The 18,008-nt window shown below is 41.5% G+C and carries 22 protein-coding genes; 10 read left to right on the forward strand and 12 right to left on the reverse strand.

The genetic code is table 11. The annotated features are described in order from the left end of the window. The coding region (locus tag ACYVFD_RS35615; RefSeq protein WP_461095391.1) for a TaqI-like C-terminal specificity domain-containing protein at positions 1–1,039 on the forward strand (1,039 nt) is incomplete at its 5' end. Then, positions 1,039–2,118, forward strand: coding sequence for a DNA adenine methylase (locus tag ACYVFD_RS35620; RefSeq protein WP_461095392.1), 1,080 nt, complete (start codon positions 1,039–1,041; stop codon positions 2,116–2,118). The genes ACYVFD_RS35615 and ACYVFD_RS35620, both read left to right, overlap by 1 nt. 1 nt (position 2,119) lies before the next feature. On the opposite strand, the gene ACYVFD_RS35625 is transcribed toward ACYVFD_RS35620, so the two are convergent. From ACYVFD_RS35625 to ACYVFD_RS35640, 4 genes are all read right to left on the reverse strand, one after another. After that, entirely contained in the window at positions 2,120–3,160 is a 1,041-nt protein-coding gene (locus ACYVFD_RS35625; RefSeq protein WP_461095393.1) for an HNH endonuclease, read from the reverse strand. Between the two features lie 555 nt (positions 3,161–3,715). Beyond that, the gene (locus ACYVFD_RS35630; RefSeq protein WP_461095394.1) at positions 3,716–4,363 is read right to left on the reverse strand and encodes a hypothetical protein; all 648 of its coding nucleotides are present in this window, start codon (positions 4,361–4,363) and stop codon (positions 3,716–3,718) included. A 212-nt stretch (positions 4,364–4,575) separates the two neighbouring features. Next, positions 4,576–4,860, reverse strand: a complete 285-nt coding sequence (locus ACYVFD_RS35635; protein WP_461095395.1) for a DUF3892 domain-containing protein — start codon at positions 4,858–4,860, stop codon at positions 4,576–4,578. Between the two features lie 94 nt (positions 4,861–4,954). After that, positions 4,955–5,080 (reverse strand): hypothetical protein, encoded by a 126-nt coding sequence (locus ACYVFD_RS35640; RefSeq protein WP_461095396.1) that lies wholly within the window; start codon positions 5,078–5,080, stop codon positions 4,955–4,957. 151 nt (positions 5,081–5,231) lie between these two features. Here ACYVFD_RS35640 and ACYVFD_RS35645 point away from each other — a divergent pair, with 151 nt between their 5' ends. Genes ACYVFD_RS35645 through ACYVFD_RS35655 form a run of 3 tightly spaced genes read left to right on the forward strand, consistent with a single transcriptional unit; the run spans position 5,232 to position 7,012 of the window. Beyond that, on the forward strand, positions 5,232–5,906 hold the full coding sequence (locus ACYVFD_RS35645) for a hypothetical protein (RefSeq protein WP_461095397.1): 675 nt from the start codon (positions 5,232–5,234) through the stop codon (positions 5,904–5,906). Further along, positions 5,893–6,243 carry a hypothetical protein gene (locus tag ACYVFD_RS35650; RefSeq protein ID WP_461095398.1) on the forward strand — a complete coding sequence of 117 codons (351 nt, stop codon included), beginning with the start codon at positions 5,893–5,895 and terminating at the stop codon, positions 6,241–6,243. Before ACYVFD_RS35645 ends, ACYVFD_RS35650 begins: the two co-directional genes overlap by 14 nt. After that, the gene (locus ACYVFD_RS35655) at positions 6,236–7,012 is read left to right on the forward strand and encodes an ImmA/IrrE family metallo-endopeptidase (protein ID WP_461095399.1); all 777 of its coding nucleotides are present in this window, start codon (positions 6,236–6,238) and stop codon (positions 7,010–7,012) included. The genes ACYVFD_RS35650 and ACYVFD_RS35655 overlap by 8 nt, the downstream gene beginning before the upstream one ends. Positions 7,013–7,281: 269 nt before the next feature. Here the strand turns inward: ACYVFD_RS35655 and ACYVFD_RS35660 are convergent, their stop codons facing one another. From ACYVFD_RS35660 to ACYVFD_RS35680, 5 genes are all read right to left on the reverse strand, one after another. Next, positions 7,282–9,060 (reverse strand): type IV secretory system conjugative DNA transfer family protein, encoded by a 1,779-nt coding sequence (locus tag ACYVFD_RS35660; RefSeq protein ID WP_461095400.1) that lies wholly within the window; start codon positions 9,058–9,060, stop codon positions 7,282–7,284. A gap of 4 nt (positions 9,061–9,064) precedes the next feature. Further along, the gene (locus ACYVFD_RS35665) at positions 9,065–9,895 is read right to left on the reverse strand and encodes a DUF5712 family protein (protein ID WP_461095401.1); all 831 of its coding nucleotides are present in this window, start codon (positions 9,893–9,895) and stop codon (positions 9,065–9,067) included. 4 nt (positions 9,896–9,899) lie between these two features. Continuing rightward, the gene (locus ACYVFD_RS35670; protein WP_461095402.1) at positions 9,900–10,283 is read right to left on the reverse strand and encodes a BfmA/BtgA family mobilization protein; all 384 of its coding nucleotides are present in this window, start codon (positions 10,281–10,283) and stop codon (positions 9,900–9,902) included. Positions 10,284–10,506: 223 nt separating this feature from the next. Further along, the gene (locus tag ACYVFD_RS35675) at positions 10,507–11,199 is read right to left on the reverse strand and encodes a hypothetical protein (RefSeq protein WP_461095403.1); all 693 of its coding nucleotides are present in this window, start codon (positions 11,197–11,199) and stop codon (positions 10,507–10,509) included. A gap of 100 nt (positions 11,200–11,299) precedes the next feature. After that, on the reverse strand, positions 11,300–11,614 hold the full coding sequence (locus ACYVFD_RS35680; protein WP_461095404.1) for a hypothetical protein: 315 nt from the start codon (positions 11,612–11,614) through the stop codon (positions 11,300–11,302). 241 nt (positions 11,615–11,855) lie between these two features. On the opposite strand from ACYVFD_RS35680, the gene ccsA reads away from it, so the two are divergent. The 3 genes from ccsA to ACYVFD_RS35695 all read left to right on the forward strand — a co-directional run bounded on the left by ccsA (position 11,856) and on the right by ACYVFD_RS35695 (position 14,399). Next, positions 11,856–12,566, forward strand: a complete 711-nt coding sequence (ccsA, locus tag ACYVFD_RS35685) for a cytochrome c biogenesis protein CcsA (RefSeq protein ID WP_461095405.1) — start codon at positions 11,856–11,858, stop codon at positions 12,564–12,566. Positions 12,567–12,587: 21 nt separating this feature from the next. Next, positions 12,588–12,734 (forward strand): CcmD family protein, encoded by a 147-nt coding sequence (locus ACYVFD_RS35690; protein WP_461095406.1) that lies wholly within the window; start codon positions 12,588–12,590, stop codon positions 12,732–12,734. A gap of 570 nt (positions 12,735–13,304) precedes the next feature. Further along, positions 13,305–14,399 (forward strand): replication initiation protein, encoded by a 1,095-nt coding sequence (locus ACYVFD_RS35695; RefSeq protein ID WP_461095407.1) that lies wholly within the window; start codon positions 13,305–13,307, stop codon positions 14,397–14,399. Between the two features lie 9 nt (positions 14,400–14,408). On the opposite strand, the gene ACYVFD_RS35700 is transcribed toward ACYVFD_RS35695, so the two are convergent. From ACYVFD_RS35700 to ACYVFD_RS35710, 3 genes are all read right to left on the reverse strand, one after another. Then, entirely contained in the window at positions 14,409–15,422 is a 1,014-nt protein-coding gene (locus ACYVFD_RS35700; protein WP_461095408.1) for a hypothetical protein, read from the reverse strand. A 211-nt stretch (positions 15,423–15,633) separates the two neighbouring features. Next, positions 15,634–15,957 (reverse strand): hypothetical protein, encoded by a 324-nt coding sequence (locus ACYVFD_RS35705; protein WP_461095409.1) that lies wholly within the window; start codon positions 15,955–15,957, stop codon positions 15,634–15,636. Between the two features lie 5 nt (positions 15,958–15,962). Then, entirely contained in the window at positions 15,963–16,613 is a 651-nt protein-coding gene (locus ACYVFD_RS35710) for an AAA family ATPase (protein ID WP_461095410.1), read from the reverse strand. A gap of 283 nt (positions 16,614–16,896) precedes the next feature. Between ACYVFD_RS35710 and ACYVFD_RS35715 the strand changes: the two genes are divergently transcribed. Both ACYVFD_RS35715 and ACYVFD_RS35720 read left to right on the forward strand, forming a co-directional pair. Beyond that, positions 16,897–17,208 carry a helix-turn-helix domain-containing protein gene (locus ACYVFD_RS35715; RefSeq protein ID WP_461095411.1) on the forward strand — a complete coding sequence of 104 codons (312 nt, stop codon included), beginning with the start codon at positions 16,897–16,899 and terminating at the stop codon, positions 17,206–17,208. Then, positions 17,205–18,008, forward strand: an 804-nt coding sequence (locus ACYVFD_RS35720; RefSeq protein WP_461095412.1) for an Eco57I restriction-modification methylase domain-containing protein, incomplete at its 3' end; no start/stop codon positions are given. The genes ACYVFD_RS35715 and ACYVFD_RS35720, both read left to right, overlap by 4 nt.

The following is an 18,008-nucleotide window of genomic DNA, read 5'->3' on the forward strand; positions in this document are numbered from 1 at the left end:
AGCGCCTGCACCAATAAAGCACCAAGTAGATTGCCTTAGACTTTTACCTGCTTTTAAAAAGGATATTATTGGGAACAAGTCAACTTTGGAACAGGCGGAATCTGAGTTACTGCACCAAGTCCCACAAAGCCGTTTTACTGCCAATACAAATTATATTTTCGATATTGATTTGAGTGTAAATGATCAGCGAACCTTCGAAAAAATTCAGCAGACATCAATTCCACTGCATCGGATTGTTTTAAACACACGCGGTGCAGAGATTTCGAAAAAGGGATTGGCCAGTCAATGTCCTAAATGTGAACATTGGTTTCCTTATCCAAAGACAAATCAGCCTAGCTGCCCGCACTGCCAAGCTCGAATTGATCCACAATCAGCAATTAGCGACCGTATAGTTCTTAATCATAACGGTGTAGGTAATTTAAAACTAAAAGTAGGAGAAGATTTATATCGTTATACATCGATTTCAAAAAGCTGGATCAACACAAACAGACCAGGGATAAACTATAAAAGCTTAAGCATTTACCAAGGTGATAAGATCTTAGTTAGAAAAACAGGAGTAGGCATTACAGCCTCTATTGACTATGACAATGCTTTGACAAACCAAGTTGTATATATCCTAAAACTTAAGCCCGCTTTTCAACCTATTATTACATTAGAACTTGTCTTGGCTGTGTTAAACTCACGGGCTATGACATATTTTCTGATTAAAAAATTTGGGGAGAACGAATGGAAATCACACCCATATTTAACTCAGAGAATGCTAATCGATTTGCCTTTTCCTAAAGAAGCTATTGAAACTGAGTGGATGAAACCAATAATTAACCAAATCACTACACTAATTCGAGCAGAGGTAGCAGATTCAACGCAACGTAACATCACCAAAGAAACCGACATTTTGATTGAACAAATGATTGCTCGCTGCTTTGGTCTAGATCGATACGATTACGTTGCCATTTTTGAAGCACTTAATGCAGCTGAACCTCTAATCCCGATTAAGAGGTTGCTTAACTGCACAGTAAACGACATTTTTCCTCAATAATGGGATTTAGATATATTGGTTCAAAAGAGAAACTTTCAGATATTATTATATCAGAAATTAGAAGTGTTAATCCTCGTGCTGAACATGTAATCGACTTGATGGCTGGCACTGGTCAGTTTTCATTAGCTCTTCGTGAAGCTGGTTTTAGAGTTAGTGCAGTTGATGTAATGACTTACTCTTATCATCATTTGAATGTCCAGTTACACTTAACACAACCGCCCCTATTTGAGGGTATGGAGCAGATTAGTGATTTTCATAATAACAATAATTTTAATCTTTTCTCGATAAACAATTATGAGAAAACTTTAAATTACTTGAATAGACTTACACCCGTACAAGGATATTTTTTTAATGAATTCAGCCTGAAAGGCTGCCCATCCAATAAAACAAAACCCCGGCAGTATTTTACTCCTGAAAATGCCTCTAAGATCGATGCTATTAGACTGAAAATCAAATCATTACATAAGAACAACTATGTTAATGATTTAGAACATTCCTTATTACTTCATGATCTAATTATGGCCGCAAACGATATTGCTAATATAGCCGGTACGTATGGCCATTATTTATCTAAATTAGTAAAGCGGGCAGAGACACCAATCAATCTAACTCCAACAGCTTTTTCCCGTACCGGTAAGACAGATGAACATAAAGTTTATCTTGGTTATGCTGAGTCAATTGCACCTCAGTTGGCAGCTGATGTTTGCTATATTGATCCACCATACATCAAACGACAGTATGCAGCTAATTATCATATCTTGGAAACATTGGCTCGAGAAGACGAACCTGAAGCTATAGGAGAAAGTGGTTTACGTCCATGGCGTGATCAGTATTCAAATTTTTGTTCAAAAGTCAAGATACGAGATTCTTTCGATGCCATTCTAAAGCACATACAATGTCAAGATATCTTGATAAGTTACAGTGAGGATGGACTGCTACCAATTGCTGATTTGACAGAGTTTTTGACTGCTTATGGCACAGTCAAACGAAAAGATGTTAAGTATAAACGATTTAAGAGTAACGACAGTCAGAAGGGATCTACATTAAACGAATATCTAATACACGTGAGAAAACACTAGTCTAATCGTTTAGGCTTTCAGTCACCGTTTCTAAATGATTAGGATGCCACGTTATTGTATAATCTTTGCCGTTTATTTGTATGGTCAACTTTCCATCTTGAATCTGCGCTAAATCTATTGGAGAAACTTCAGCGTAATGTAACATTCTATGAATCAGCGGGCTAACAACAATAGCATTAGCGTAGTTATCTGAGCCAGCTTCACCAAGTGGTATCAAGTGATGCACTTCTGAATATAGACTTCCGTCTTTTTTCAAAAATGTATACTCGTCATTGGTAAGCTGGCATTTACCCCCATAGAGCGTTTTCAAATCTTTCACAAGTTTTAAGTTTCTTGTTCGAAATTTGGTTAGCCTTTCCTTGACTTGTGGTGATACATCACCTAGGTTTCTTAATTTAACCGATGTATCTTCTTCAGTTAATTCTTCTTGTACGTCCTCGTCAGTTAAGAGTTGATTTTCTGATAGTTTAGGAGTAAAGTAAAAAGGCCATTCGGCATTAGTTGTTTCGACAAACGTCTTGTTTGTAAATTGAATATACCCTGCTGAGTTTTGAGTAAATAATTGGCGGAGATTGTCATCGATAGACCACTCTTTTGGAATGTCATTCTTCAAGAACCAACCCGCCCAAAACTGGTCGTCATTAGTTTTGACAATATAGACAATCAAGTGCTCGGCAGCTGGATCATAATCTTCAGGAAATCCATTATCTGGATGCCAAGCATTTATCCTATTAGCTCGCTTGCTATGTATCTTCTGAGAAGCAATACTAACAGAAGCTGGACGACGCTGATAGATCTTAAGTGTCTGATTTGTATTTAGCCCAAAACTATTTATTGAAAATTGCCAGAAAGGGCCTTGTACCGCATTACCCGTGTTGGTTCCTAGAAAGTCAAACCACATTTGCAATGAGATATTTTGTACTGGAAAATCTATGTAAGACTGGCCACCACCACCAACTTCTTCACCTCCAACCTTATTAATGTGTCGAAAGTCGGCATATGTCACTCGTCTAAAAACAAGACTAGTTACTCTCTTTTCCATTATTGATATCTTTATAGAAATATTTTGGTGCGTACTGATGACTTAAAACAAACAATTAGTTTAAACTACTCAGTTGGTATCCACTTCATTAGACCTTCCTTTCAAGTTATATTTCTATTACTGTACTCCTGTTAGGTTGCATTTTTCGATGTTTACCTACACACTGCCATTCTGTCTTGTTCTTTCTTTATTCCCTTAACATAACATTCTTTATATAACACTCTTGAAATAATACAACGCCCGGACTACTTATATTTGGTAGCCGGGCGTTGTACTTTACCGGGATTGGTGTTGTTAACTTGTTTCTCCTTTTATTGGCCCTCTTTTCTTTGGAGAGGGCAGTCCCTTGATCCGTCTTGTTGCAGGCGGTGGTGGGGGCGGTGGAGGTGGTGGTTTATCCTCGCTCTTTTCAGCCATACACTACAATTACGTTTGATTTAACCTGTGGATGATTTTAGGAGGGGGCGGGGTTGGCAGCTCTCTTATTTCCCTCCCCGGTGGGGGTGGCGGGGGAGGGGGAGGAAGCGGTTTAGATTCGTTTGCCATGACTGCTACTTATTTCGTGGCCTTGATGGTGGGGGCGGTGGCGGTTGTTGCCCTTCCTTGATTAGCCGACCCGGTGGCGGGGGTGGCGGCGGGGGTGGCGCGGGGCGCGATTGTTCTTGATTCCTCATGTTTTGGTGAAGGCTTGGAAGCCATTTTGACGATTTCTACTTTGTGAACATCATCTTTCTTATTGAAGAAATTATACCCGAATGGAATTAAACTGAAGATGGCACTGGAAAGACAAATAATCAAACACACTTTAGATTGAAAAATACGAGCGTGTTTCTGATCATTAACATACTGATTGTGATCAGTGTGTTTGATATACTCTCCTATTAACTGTTTCTTGAAGTGATCATCTGCTAAAGTCTCAAAATCTGGTTGGTCAGCAAAATACTCCTGATAATATTCCTTTAATTTCTGGTGCCAATCGTACAGAAAGCCAGGTGATGCCACACCTGTATATTCATAAGATTTTGAGACGTCAACAAACGCCCGAACTAGATAGAAGATAGATCCTAATATACTTAATCCACTAATAGTAATAGGTATTGCAAAGCAAACAGAACAAGTTGAATTAAGATCGTATGAGAAAGATGTAATAAGCAAATAGATACCCGTCGCCAAAGCTGTAATAACAGCTAATGGAATACTCATAGAATTAATTACCTCTTGTCGCCTGTCATTCTCTTTGTGATAGAGTTCCTTATAGAATTCGTAATGGTCCATATAAATAAAGAACTCGTTATTTTTAGTCTTATTGAACAGGGGTACGTTAGCCGCTTAAAAATGGCTTTGTTTTATTATCAAACTTAGTGCAATGCTCAATCAACTTCTACAAATTGACCGAGCATCATACTACCTGTCATTTAAGGGCACTCAGGTAAACTAAGTAAGTTATCTGGATGAAGACCATCATTCCTAGTCTTAATGTACTTATATCCATTATTTGTAGCTACAATTACATCGACCGAAACTCCACCTCTATGAACGTAAAAAGCGTAGGTACCATCCTCAATGTAGCCTATAGCAGCTTGAACAGTTATTTTCCAACGACTTCCATCGTTATTAACTCCTCCAATATTTTGGATGCGTTCATGTGCGTTGTACCTATCTGTTTTATTAATGCATTCAATTCTTACCTTTTGAGCCATGACTTATTCTTGTATTAGTGAATGAAAAATTCGGGTTACTAAAGAAAATTTGAGTTAAGCCAGAAGGTCTTTGTAACCTTCTGGCTTATACCATCTACTTCTTATTCGGCGAAGGCACATTAACCCGCTCCTTTTCAGTGGTGGAAGGGTGTTTCTTCGCATAATCAGAAGTAGTAATCTGGCCATTGTCCGACCGGCGATAAATTGTTTTCTTAGTCATCTTGATACAGATATTTTAATTAGTTAAAACGGGGCAAAGCTGCCAGTCATATTAACAAAACCGTTAGGCTTAGCTTATACCCCACTGTCATCAGTAGTAAAAAAACCGTTACTAACGGTTTTAGGTATATATCCATTACCACCCTTTTACGATGAACTGGCAAGACTACAAGGACTTTCCTACGAGTGACCTCTTGGAGTATATTAAGTGGAAAGACGATCCAGACGCTGACTGCTCGGTAGCTGCTGCCAATGCCTATCATGCTCTATATTTTCGATTCAGGGAAGATCTAATTAAGAAATGTCGTATCATTTCTAAAAATTGGGGCTACAGCGATGAAGAAGGCAATAGTCTTGCAGAGGCAAGCTTTGCCCGTTTCTGGCAGTACCCCTACTCTTTCCATGAAAAGAAATGTACTGTTTCTGATTTGGATAAGTGTTTAAAATTTTACTTATACGCCATAGCTAAACATTTACTTTCCACTCTTAAGGATCAACTTGAGGGTAATCGAAGTCCATATGATGGAAGTGAGCAGGTAATTATTGATTTTCCTATTCTTGACAATATGGATTTTCCTGTAGAAAAGAAGAAGGGATTACAAAATATGTATGACAAAATTAATGAGACACTAAACAGGCTATCACCCAAACATAAAATAATATATCTGACATATAAACAACATGAAAAAGAAGGATTTAAGCTACCGAGGAAGTTACTAAAGCAATTACGTGAAGAGCTTGAATTGACGCAAAATTCAATAAGAATTTATAAAAAAGAAGCATTTGACTCTGTCGATCAACTACTAAAAATTTATGGCAACAAATAAGCAAAATCTTTCTCCTGAAAACATAGATGCCTGGCTTGCTTCTACAGGTTTCTTGTTTCCTACTAATGAGTTGGAACTTTCGCGCTTCGATAAACTATATGAAGATGTTAATTTTTCAGTTTCTGAAGATGATGTTTCCATAGAAAGGATACTTGCCGGAACTCCTAGGCCAATAGTTGTTAAAATGACATTTGAGGTGAATAGAGATGAAATTAGTCAGTATCGTATGGTTGCTAGAAATGGCAATGATTTACCAGATCACATATTACAAAAAATAAAAACGAACCAAGATAAAGCTGGCAGAAAAGATAATGACAAACCGCTTAACGATGGATAAAATTTCTTCTTTTGTAGCTGGTAAATTTTCTAAAGGGAATGTGACTGCATTAGAAGATATTTTTGATGATGAAGACTTATATTTTTATGTAGATCATTATGAAGATTCTTTTGATGGAATGTTATTATATGATAGAAAAGATTTCCATATACATATAAATATTGATAGGGGGAACAGTTTCCTTTCAAAAAGGGGACGTTTTACTATCGCGCATGAATTAGGGCATTATTTTATTGATGAACATCGAATAGGTTTAAAGTATGATTTATTGAAAGCTCATGGTTCTAAACATGACGGGGGTAAAAAAGAAAAAATAGAATTAGAGGCTGATTATTTCGCTGGATGTTTATTAATGCCTGAAAAAAAATTTAGATTTATTCCTACAGGTAAGAAATTTTCTTTATTAACAATTCAAACGCTCTCGGAAGCTTTTCAAACCAGCGTATTATCAACTGCAATACGGTTTGTCGAAATAGGCACACATGAAATAATGGTTATTGCCTCTAAAAATGGTATTGTTGAATGGTATGCCTGTAGTAATGACTTTCCCAAATGGGCTTTTAAGTTTAAAGTACATCAAGCAGTTCCGCCCACAACTGTAGTGGGTGAATACAGCCGTCGTATTGGGGCTAAATACACTGGTGCTGAAGAAGTAAGTCCTGATGACTGGTTTTGGGCTACAGGCTATATGGCTGAACGAAAAATGTATGAGCAGTGCTGTTATTCCAATAGCTATGATTTGATACTCAGTTTTATATGGTTTGATTAAATAGCAAATCTTTCACGCAAATAGGAGAAACAGAACAATATTCGGTAGTTGTGAGCAGCTCAGGCAATCTATTGGCACAGCTTAAGCCTGATCTGGCCATAATCCTGATGGTTGTAGCCCTTAGGCAGAGTAGCGGGCCAAAGATTGTTTGGTCAACCTTTATTGCCTGACAATGAATGCGGGGTGATTCGGCAGTTATTAACTGCCGAATCACCCCGCATTCATTGTCAGGCCTGCTCCCCGCTAAGGGGATGCCAAAGGCAATAAGGTTAAAAATCTAAACTTTCCCCTGGCTGAGGCGTCTGACCATCCTTCTTGGCTCGACCATTGTTTTGACTGGGTACAACTGGCATACGAGTGATTGGCCCGGATTTGACAGGTTCATTAATGCCAGTTTGATCAGGCCCTTGCCGTTTGAATAGACTTTCTACTTCATCCTGGATACGCAGAAAGTTTTGTTTTAAGTCGTAAGCTGTGACTTGGGTAACGGGAACAATCTCGGGCAATAGTGTGGCTTTTCGCTCTTTAATCTGAGCCTTGAAACTGCTAAAATCCGACTCGACGAGTTGGCCGTAAAATTCCCCCGGATTCAGTTCTAACACATCTTGAACCCGTACCCGACTGCGCTGGGCGTAACTGCGGTTGATCATTTGACTCTGCGTCTGGACCGAATCCCGGCTGCTTTCGCCCTGGCCCTGGGTGCGGTGTTCCACGTCTTCCATACCCCACAGATCACTAATGTACTGCGCCGTTTCCCGGTGGCCAACTCGTCCATAAAATTGATTGTTCAGGTTGGCTAATAAGGCATCTTTCTTGCTGCGCCCGTACATGTCCTCAATCTGGCTCAGATCCTGAGCGGCATAAACCGTCGCGATCTTGTTCTCTCGACCTGTGGCCGGTAATTGCTCAAAACCGGGAATGTATAGTGTTGGGGCTTCATCCAAGATTACGGCCGATGGCGCTTTTCGTTGCTGGTTCATTTGCTTAATAGCAACCGTAGCCAGTAGCGCTAGTACCGGCGAGAAAGTACTTGATAGCGTAGGCGAATTACCTAGGACTAGGAAAGCCGGTTTGTTGGGATCGTTTATGTTTAAGCTGAAATCATTCCCTGACAAGACCCAAACGATCTCTTTGCTGTTAATGCGTCGGAGCGCCGTTTGTAGTGTAGACACGACACCCGCCGTTTGGCCTTCGGCTTTCCGTTGTACCGATTCGCGTAAACTGGCGATGGTGCCCCGCGTTTCAGGATTAGTTGATAACAGCGCTACTACATCCGCCGTGGGCTGAAACGCTAACGCCATCACGTGAGGTAGGGTGCAGTACTGCGGGTATTCTTCGCGTAAAAACCAGATTAGGGCGGTCAAATACGTTTGCGCTGAATCCACCCAGAAATCAGACTTCTTGATGGCTTCGGGCTTCAGATTGTACATGATCGATCGGGCATACTCATCAGCGTGGCTCTGGGTAGGCATCGTATCCGGGTGTAAGGGGTTGACCCGGTGGGAAAGCGTCAGGTGCTCGAAGTTGACATAATAGATCGATTGCCCACGACCTGTCTGATTCGCTTCGGTGGCCACTCGGGCCAGACTCGGGAACTTGAAATCATACAAGAGTCCGGCGTACCCTTGCTCGATGGTTTGCTGAATAATGGGTTCAATCAGGCTCTTGCTCTTCCCCGCTCCGGCTCCCCCAATGATGAGCACACCCCGAAACGGATTGGTGATGTAAATCCGGGTAATAAGAGCGGTTTGGGTTAAAATGGTATAGACGCTATTCCGAATCCGCCGACCGGTGGCACTGGTGGGGCTGGTCTTGCCAATGCCTATTTTCCTGTTGTTTTTCTTTATGTTTTCGTAAGCCCCTAAAAGGGCCATTCCTGCGGCTAACCAGGGAGTAAGCGAATGAGCGGGACCGCCCAACAGTTGGCTTTTATAAACACCCAGGAAGGTAAAAGCGAGCCAGAGTACCCCCCAGCAGACGAGATAGGTAAACGCAGCGGTAAACAGCCAGACGAAAATACGGCGGCCTATACTTTGCTCTTCATTCATGATCTTAACGACTTAGCGAGTTGGATGAATTGTTGTTCTGTTCGTGTTGAATAATTCGTTCCTGGGTGTGGGGTTTGTTTTGTTGGGCGGCATCCCGCTGAATTTGATCTTTGATCTGCTGCTCGCGGGCGGCTAAGCGGTCGGGCTGGTGTTCGGAATGAATAGCCTTAGCGTGGGCAAACGTTTCGGTCAGCTCCCGTTTATAGCCAAACTGCTGGTCAAAGCTGCGCTCGTTGGCCTGGATAAAATTCACCCGGTCAAAGCCGTTGCCGATGGCTCCTCCGGCCTGGCGGTGATTGGTCAAAGGGGAAAGGGACATACTGCGCTGTTGCTCCATCTCGCGTTCCTTAAAACGACTCACGATGACGTGCACATGGGTTTGATCGCCTTCCTTAGGTTGGCCCTTCTGAGCATTCCCATCCTGCACGGCTTTATCGTCGTGGCTATAGCTTCGGCTGTACTCAATTTTGGCAAACCAAACTAGGTCGGCGCTTTCAATCCCCTTTCCAAAATTCTGCGCGTAGTTTTCCATCACGCCCCGCGTGAACTCGCGCAACTTCTCCGGGTCGTTACCAATGTGAGCAAGCTCTTTTTGGCTGGGGTCGATGGTGAAGGTATAAAACCGGTCCTGACCTGATTTCAGTCCCTGAGCGGCTCCGTTTTGGTCGATGCTGGCTACCACATCCAACACCGATACTTTGTCGTTATGGGCCGAAAAGAACGCTTCGCGCTGACCAGGTGCCAACTGGTTGTTTTCCTTTTCTAGGTAGTCTGCCAATCGCTGACAACTCCCCGAATTAGCTCCCTTGATGGGGCTGGAAAAATTGGTGACCATATATCTAGCTGCTGACGCCTACTTTCTCGGCAATGAGTCGAAGGCGTTCGTTCATCTTCCGTAAGTGCTCTACTTTACCCACCCCATTAGCCGGGTCATCCATCTCGTAAAGCTTCCGACTGATCAATATTAGCTCGTCCTTGATAGGCCGTAGCTGCTCCTTTTCCTGCTGCTTAATGAAGCTGATCAATCGCCGGTCGAGCGCCTTAATCGCGTCCGTTGGATTGTCCATTTTGGGGTCGCGGGGGTCGGCTTTGGTGGCTTTAAAATACTGAAGCATGGCCACCAAAAGCCCCTTCTTGGTTAGTCCGTAACTCTTGGCGAGTCGAGCCATTTCATCGGCGAGTGGCTTGTCAATGCTTAGCGTAGTGTGTTCTAATATTGCCATAACAATTGTAAATAATACTGATAATCAATAGATTATGTAGTTTTCATTGAAATTCCATTGCCAATATAAAATATATATCATTGATTGTCAATACATTGCCCTGCGAGGCAAGCCTAAGAATGACGCGTAGCGGCATTCCGGCTTGCTCTTTTACAAGACCGTACCACGATGCACGGCAAAGCCGGGCTGCTAGCCCCCTAGCACGACGTCCGCCATAGGAGGGCTACATAGCTGGCTCTATTAAAAAGTCACCAGCATGAATATTCAATTCTTCTATATTTTGAGAGGGGTTTGTTCCTAGCCATCCATAAAGTTCAGCAGATTTTGCAGGTCTGCTTTTGGAGCTTTTATGCATCTGTTTAGAGATTACTTCAATAACATTAGATGTCTCCTGTAAGAAAGGAACCCATTGCAAATCGTCGTATCCAATTGGTTTAACAGGTTCAGGATATCCTTTCGGTAAAAAGTTGTAGATAACTCGACTTCTGTACTGTAACAACGCTTCTACCTCTGATCCTTTACTGTCAGTCAGCTTAGCTATATATGTTGGGGTGACACAGATATTCGCTAATGATGTGTAGTATTCCGGCACTCGACTAAGGCGGTAAATGTGATTAAATTGTAGATGGCTTTCACCCTTACCAAAATTTCTCTTCAACTTGTTAGCCCAGCAGAATGCCATTGCTGGACTGCTGTTATCACAGAGCATTAACCGTTCAGTCTCTAGTACCTCTCCCCTCCTGTTAGGATCACGAACGATACGAAACAGCGCTTGATTATTTGTTTGCTGCACCGTAGCTGGATGGGTAAAAAGTGATAAACTGGCTACCGCTTGGTTAACGCTGCCATACGTTTTCTCAAGTACGTACTTAAGTGCTTGGTAGCCATTGTATCCGAATTCTTCTAGCGTTTTCATTCCTTAATTTACTCTTTATAAGACCTCGCTACACTCCACAAACTTGTCAAAAATAAGCCTGAACTACCTCTTCACAGCTCAAGCTTATTTTTAGAACTGCTTACCGGCTTAACTGCTGCCTACGATAAAGAATAACGTTCTTGGCATGTGCAATGATCTGCTCATTCCATTGGATGGAATGCTCCAACCGATTGATTTCTTCATTCTCGCTCTGATCGAACCAGTACCGCGCTCCTTCGCTGAGCTCCAGACGCTTCTGGGCGGCTAAGGCCCTCCGTTCGGCAATCCAGGCGGCAGTTTGTTTCTTATCCTCCTCGTGCCACTCAATGGTAATCAGTTCTCCGGCTATTGCTCGGCTTAGTTCATCGGCCTGGCTCTTACTGGAACCTAGACCCAACCAGTTAAAAAAACGCATAGGGGTAAAGCTGTTTATGGTTAAGAATACATAACGTAGTCGTTGCTTAAGAAAATAAGGAAGGGTGTACAAACAGGACGTAAGTGTGGACCAACGGGACAAAACTGTGTACGAAACCGTTTTTTAGCGGGAACTCTTTCTCGTAGAGTGTGTCTGCCGTTTCATACAAAATTCGTCATTTGGAGGTAGTGGCAACTGGTCTTACTATCTTTGACACTGATTCTAAACTGCTTACAGGTCTATGCTTAAACATTGGTGGTGGAAAGGTTTAACCGTTCTTATCCTGGCATATGTATTTATCGCCGGGTTGCTGGCCCCTGTTCCCAAATTACCCATCTTACATGAGGCTATACGCAATGTGTTTTTTCATCCACCCCTCTGGATCGCGATGCTGAGTATGTTGCTGGCATCAACTATTTTTTCGATTCGCTATTTACGAAAAGGCAAAATGGATGATGATCTGGTAGCTGTGGAACTGGCTAATACGGCCATTTTATTTGGCGTCTTGGGCTGTATAACTGGATCAGTCTGGGCCTATTTTGCGTGGGGAGACTTATGGCCGAATGATCCTAAAACGAATGGCGTAGCCGTGGCTATGCTTCTATATTTAGCTTACTTTGTGTTGCGCGGATCGTTCGATGATGAGATGCGCCGAGCCCGAATTTCAGCGGTTTATAATATTTTTGCTTTTGCCGTTTTTATACCCCTTATTTTCATTCTCCCTCGTCTAACAGACTCCTTGCACCCTGGGAACGGAGGAAATCCTGGATTTAATCAGTATGACGCTAACAAAGCCATAACACACATTATTAGACCTGCCTTTGTCGGTTTCAGTTTATTAGGTTTCTGGATTACTCAACTCCGGGTTCGCTTACGCCGGTTAGAACTTGAACTAGACGAGCAGGAAGAAACAAAGAAATCTGTTAATCAGCCTACTGAGTCACCTAATTAAACCAATCTTCACTTCTTTTCAATGGATCAGTTAACCGAACTTTTGCGCTCTGACGGTAAATTTTGGGTTGTCATCGCTGTAATGGGCGTGGTTTTATTGGGCTGGCTGTTCTACTTGGTACGGATCGGGCACCGGAAAGACAAGATTAAGCGCAGAATTCGCGGTTGATTTGCGAAGCCCAAGTATCGATTCTAAGCGATTTTACTAAGTGGGTCTACCACAACTATCATTCTACTGAGTTCGTAGCTCACTAAGCCTTCTTTGCATTCGTGAACGGTCTTATTGTGTAGTCTTACAAGCCTTCGACGTTAAAATCTATTTCTTAGTATCAATCGGCCCTGCTAACTAAAAATCTAGTTGCGGGCCCGGTGCGTTTTTTTAGTAAACGCGCGGTCCTTTTTGTTTTTTGTTTTCTCGCTTCTTCCTGCTCGAATTTTTTAGCCTTTTTAACCTTATCCACAATTTTTTTAGCAACGCGCGCTTCATAACTATTATAGTAGGAAATTTTACTATTATAGTTAATATATATACTGAGTCATTACTAATAAACCGACAAATACCCCCAGTTGGAAGCCCTAATAAACCGACAAATACCCCCAGTTAAATAGGCAATAAACCGACAAATACACCGGTTTTTTCAGACATATATTTTGTAAGTCTGTTTTTTTAATTTTATCTTCGTTCTATCTCCTGATAGGCAGGGGCAAAAAGGGTAGCTCCGGCATCCCGGTTGTGAAGATGGAAGACAAGCGTAGTACTCAATTAGTGTTACCCCTCGGCTTGACCTATGAGCCGAAACACAAGGACATTGTTAAACAACACTGGAATGTAACGTTCGCTCGTCAGGGCCGTATGAGCGTAGCTGCCAAACGGATTATGGCCCGCGTAATCGACCAAATCCGAGACGACGATTTTAAACTACGCCCTTACTATCAGTTTCGTATTGCGGACATCATTACTGATTCCGGAATAACCAAAGAAACCGCTTACAAAGAGGTACAAGGAGCACTGCGTGAGTTACTGGCTGCTATTTGGGAATTTGAAAGTATAGATAAGTCAGAATGGTTCGCTCGGCACCTACTCGACTCGACAAAGGAACGGGCAGTTGGGTATAAAGACGGAATTATCACGGTACTTTTAAACCCCCAATTAGAACCGTATTTTATTCAGATCGCTCACTATACGACACATCAGCTCAATAACTATATGGGCCTGAAGAGCTGGTACTCGATGCGCTTCTTTGAAATTTTGTCAGCCTACCGAGATACAGGTATATGGTGTCCTACTATTGAGCAATACCGGCAGCTTATGGATTGTGCCCAAGAGAAAGACAAGCGGGGCAAGGTCAAGCGAGATAAAGATGGGAACGCCAAAATGAAGTACCCTGATACGCGAGACTTAATTAATCGCACAATTACCGAGCCGTTAGAAGAGTTAGCCAGTACAAATCTGGCGTTTAGCTATGAGCCAGTTTACGAAACAGACCGTATGACTAGGGGCCGCAAGAAAATAACTGGCTTTAAATTTATTCTCAAACGTAAGCAGGATGGGAAAATACCGGAGTTCTGGCTACAGCATACGGTTATATCTCAGGTGATTGCAAGTCTCCGAACCTGGAAGGTAACAGACAAAAATATTGCTCTGTACCTAGAGGATGTTGGTACCAAAGCCGCTAACAAGTTGGTATACGATTGGCAATTGAAAGAGAACTCTGACGACAGAATAGAAGACAGGATTAAGTATTGCAACGCCGTATTTGTCAGGATGGGTAAGGCCGCTCAAGAACGGTTAAAACAGGAAATTCAGAGTGTTATAAATAGCACTACTGATTAAGGCTTAAGGTTATACTTTGCTGACATCAATGCTTCCTAAATAATTTTCAGCTAATTGCCAAAGTGCTACTCCTTCTGCATTCGTCCAGTGAGCATTCCCGTTTGGAGTGCGATTGAAGTTCGCATTAAAACTATTGAATATTTTACGTGTCAAAGCAGAAATTGCATACTCTTGGTTATCGTTTGCCCATATCACGGATTGTGATTTACCTCCTATGATTGTTGCCAAAAATCGTTTGTCATCTTGCTGATACGATATATAAGTTGGCAAAGAAGCTTTGAGATGAATCACGTCTCCTGCCTTCAAAATTTCATTTTCTATCAATATTCCCATTGTCCTGGGACGATTTCGACGCTGCTGTTCTTCAGCTTCAAGCTGTTCTTTTCGTTGTAAACGAACTGTATACTGTGATGCTTCTGGTGTAGGTATGATCTTCGTTGGTACGATTATAATTTGGTTATCAACTAAATATGGCTGTATGCGTATGCAAGCCACGTTTAAACCAACCTTGTTAAGCCAAAGTACTGTAGTTGTAATTGCTGGAGAGAAATTTTCCGCACAGAGTATTATGCGTGGATTGTTAGATAGTTGCGTAAAAGCACTGTCATTTATAAAATCTTCTAGTTGGCTTTTAGCTACATCAAATGTTTGCTCCGGTTGATTTAAATACCGTTGACAATAATATAAGTACATCGGTACTATGTCATCGACCGTAACAGTCGATAATAAAGCTGCGTATCGTATAGCTTGCAGATCAGCATACGCAGCAAAAGAATCTCTCTTTAATTCTATAATAACCAGGTTCCCATTACGGTCAAGCGCTAGAACGTCGGGTCGATCACCTATCTGCTCAAACTGGTTGAATTCAATAGAAATGACCATTAGTTCCTCGCCAAACATTTTGGGGTTATGGCGTATCCACTCCTGAATATGTTTACGTTCAAGTACTCCTATCTCGGTAAAGGAAATAGATTCAAATGGCTTCGCTTGCTTTAACTCGCCCTGTTCTACGACTAAAACCATACGTTATTAATTAATGTAAATGAAGTTTATAATAACTCTTGAGCTGCATATGATGATCTCATATCAATTAGCAGTAATATCTGCCAGACGATTTATTTTTAGATCCATATACAAAAAAAATTTCAATATTTAATTCCCTACAAATGAGAGCTTTAGCATTGTATTTAACACCTTGAAACGCAATATTTTTAAGGTGTTAAATAAGGTGTGTTTATGAACCTATATTATACTTCTTTCTCTCTTTTTGAATTTTCTCCTCAATAGCTTCTATAATCCAATCTTGTAGGGAAACAGCGAGTTTGGGACTAGTCGGTTTTCGTGGTCGTTTAGCGCGTAATTGGTCAACAGCAGCGAGCTGACTGGACATAATTTTGATGTTAAAATTCTTAATTTGCTCCGGCGGCTCAGCCTTACTGACCGTTGTACTACCACGGTTTATAATTTCCTCAATTTTCTTTTCTTGCCCGTTAGTCGTCTGTTGGTCGTCAGAATTAGAGGGCACTGCCTTTTTCTTTGGTGGTGCTGATACTGCCATAGAAATTACTGTTTTACTACTGTAATATGGTTGAATAGAGCTTCCACTTCAGTAATGGCCTTTTCATCACTAGGCACCATTTCAAAAACGGATAGTCCTTTACTGGCTGCTGTGGCAAAAGCCTTACGATTAATAACCGGGTAATCTATAAAGTTTAACTCCTCATTATCCTTTAAAACCTCGGTCGCTTCGTTGTTGTCTGCTCCGCGTGTGTCTGCCTTATTTAAAAAAGAGTAGACCTGTAATGGATTAGATCGGCTTCCTTGGATCTCGCTCAACAAAGCTTGTACTTTGGAAAGCGTCCAAATCTCGTAACTGCGCGGAGCAAATGGAATTAAATACACATCAGAAACAAAGAGCGCGGCTCGTTGGCTGGCGGTGTCGCGTCCGCCAGTGTCAATAACAATATGATCGTATTTCGGCCTTAACTGCTCGATTTGTCTGCGAACGGTTGGGCCATTAAGTTGCACAAGAGTATAACCTAACTGGCCCTTTTTAGTCTCCTCGCGCCAAGCAGTAAAATCACTTGCGCTTTCCTGCTCGTCAGCATCTACTAATAAAACGTCTGCTCCTCGTTGAGACAACCACACAGCAAGGTTTGTTGATATAGTCGTTTTACCAGTACCGCCTTTGATCCCTCCTATGGTGAAAATCATTTACTTACCTATACATTAAAGGTGGGTTTTAAGGTGTCAAATATAACCTATTATAAGGTCTAAATACGCACCTTATAATAGGTTATATTTGACACCATACAATCTTATTGCGAAAGTGTACATCAATAAAAACAGGTAGTTACAGTTAGTGCATATACTTTGCCTGCCTATGAGCAGTTTTTTCGGTTGACTTTTTTGTAATCACAAAACTTATCATATTTTTGTCAAACTTTGACAAGTTTTATTTTGACAGGTTAGTTTATGGCAAGTCATACTATGACAAATGAATAAACCAATTATAGAGATTGGTACTTGTCTTAAAGAGTTACGAAAGGCTCGTTCTGAGACATTACATCAGGTTGCTAAAACAGCTGATGTTGACTCCCCTTTATTGAGCAAAATTGAGCGTGGTGAGCGCTTGCCTACTGATGACCAACTGAAACGTTTAGCAGCGCATTACGAAGCGTCGGTAGATGATCTCCAAATTACTTTGGTAGCTCAAAGAATTCTCCGTGACTACGGGGTAAATCAACAAACATACGCAGCAGTCAAACTAGTTGAAAAGCAATTAGCCTTTTTCATCTCTGAACTATGATACCAGCCCTAGCCTATACATCACTTGAACGGAAAGCTAATGGTGTGTTTTATACACCTAATTTCCTAGCCAATTATTTAGCTCGAAAAATTACATACTATGCATCAGATAAGACGATTTCACACGTATTAGATCCAGCTTGCGGAGATAGCCAACTCTTGCGTGCCTTATCAGCTCAATTAATAAAGGAGCCCCTTTTCGTTGGCGTAGATAAAGATGTTAATGCTATTGCAGCCTCAAAAGATCTATGTGCAAGTCAGAATACTCAGTTTTTTGCTACAGATGGTTTGTTCCCAACTAATCGGATTGATACTATATCCTCATGGCAAAGTCTTCGTGATAAAGTTGACTGTCCCAACGGCTTTGATGTAGTCCTAAGTAATCCACCTTGGGGAGCTGACCTATCTAAATATCCGGCTCAGCTCTTAAATCATAATTTCATATTAGCCAAAGGTCAATTTGATAGCTATGATCTGTTTGTAGAAGTAGTTTTACGCAATCTAGCTCCAAATGGGTTATTCGGGCTTATTTTGCCAGATTCATTGTTTGCTCAAGAACAAGTTCGCTTACGAGGATTATTAGCCAATAATACGACACTTCACCTAATTGCACGATTAGGCGAGAAGATATTTCCTGAAATCAATCGGGCCTGTGTAGTGGTAATTGGCAGAAAAGCGCCTGCACCAATAAAGCACCAAGTAGATTGCCTTAGACTTTTACCTGCTTTTAAAAAGGATATTATTGGGAACAAGTCAACTTTGGAACAGGCGGAATCTGAGTTACTGCACCAAGTCCCACAA

The sequence above is a fragment of the Spirosoma gilvum genome (assembly GCF_054776815.1).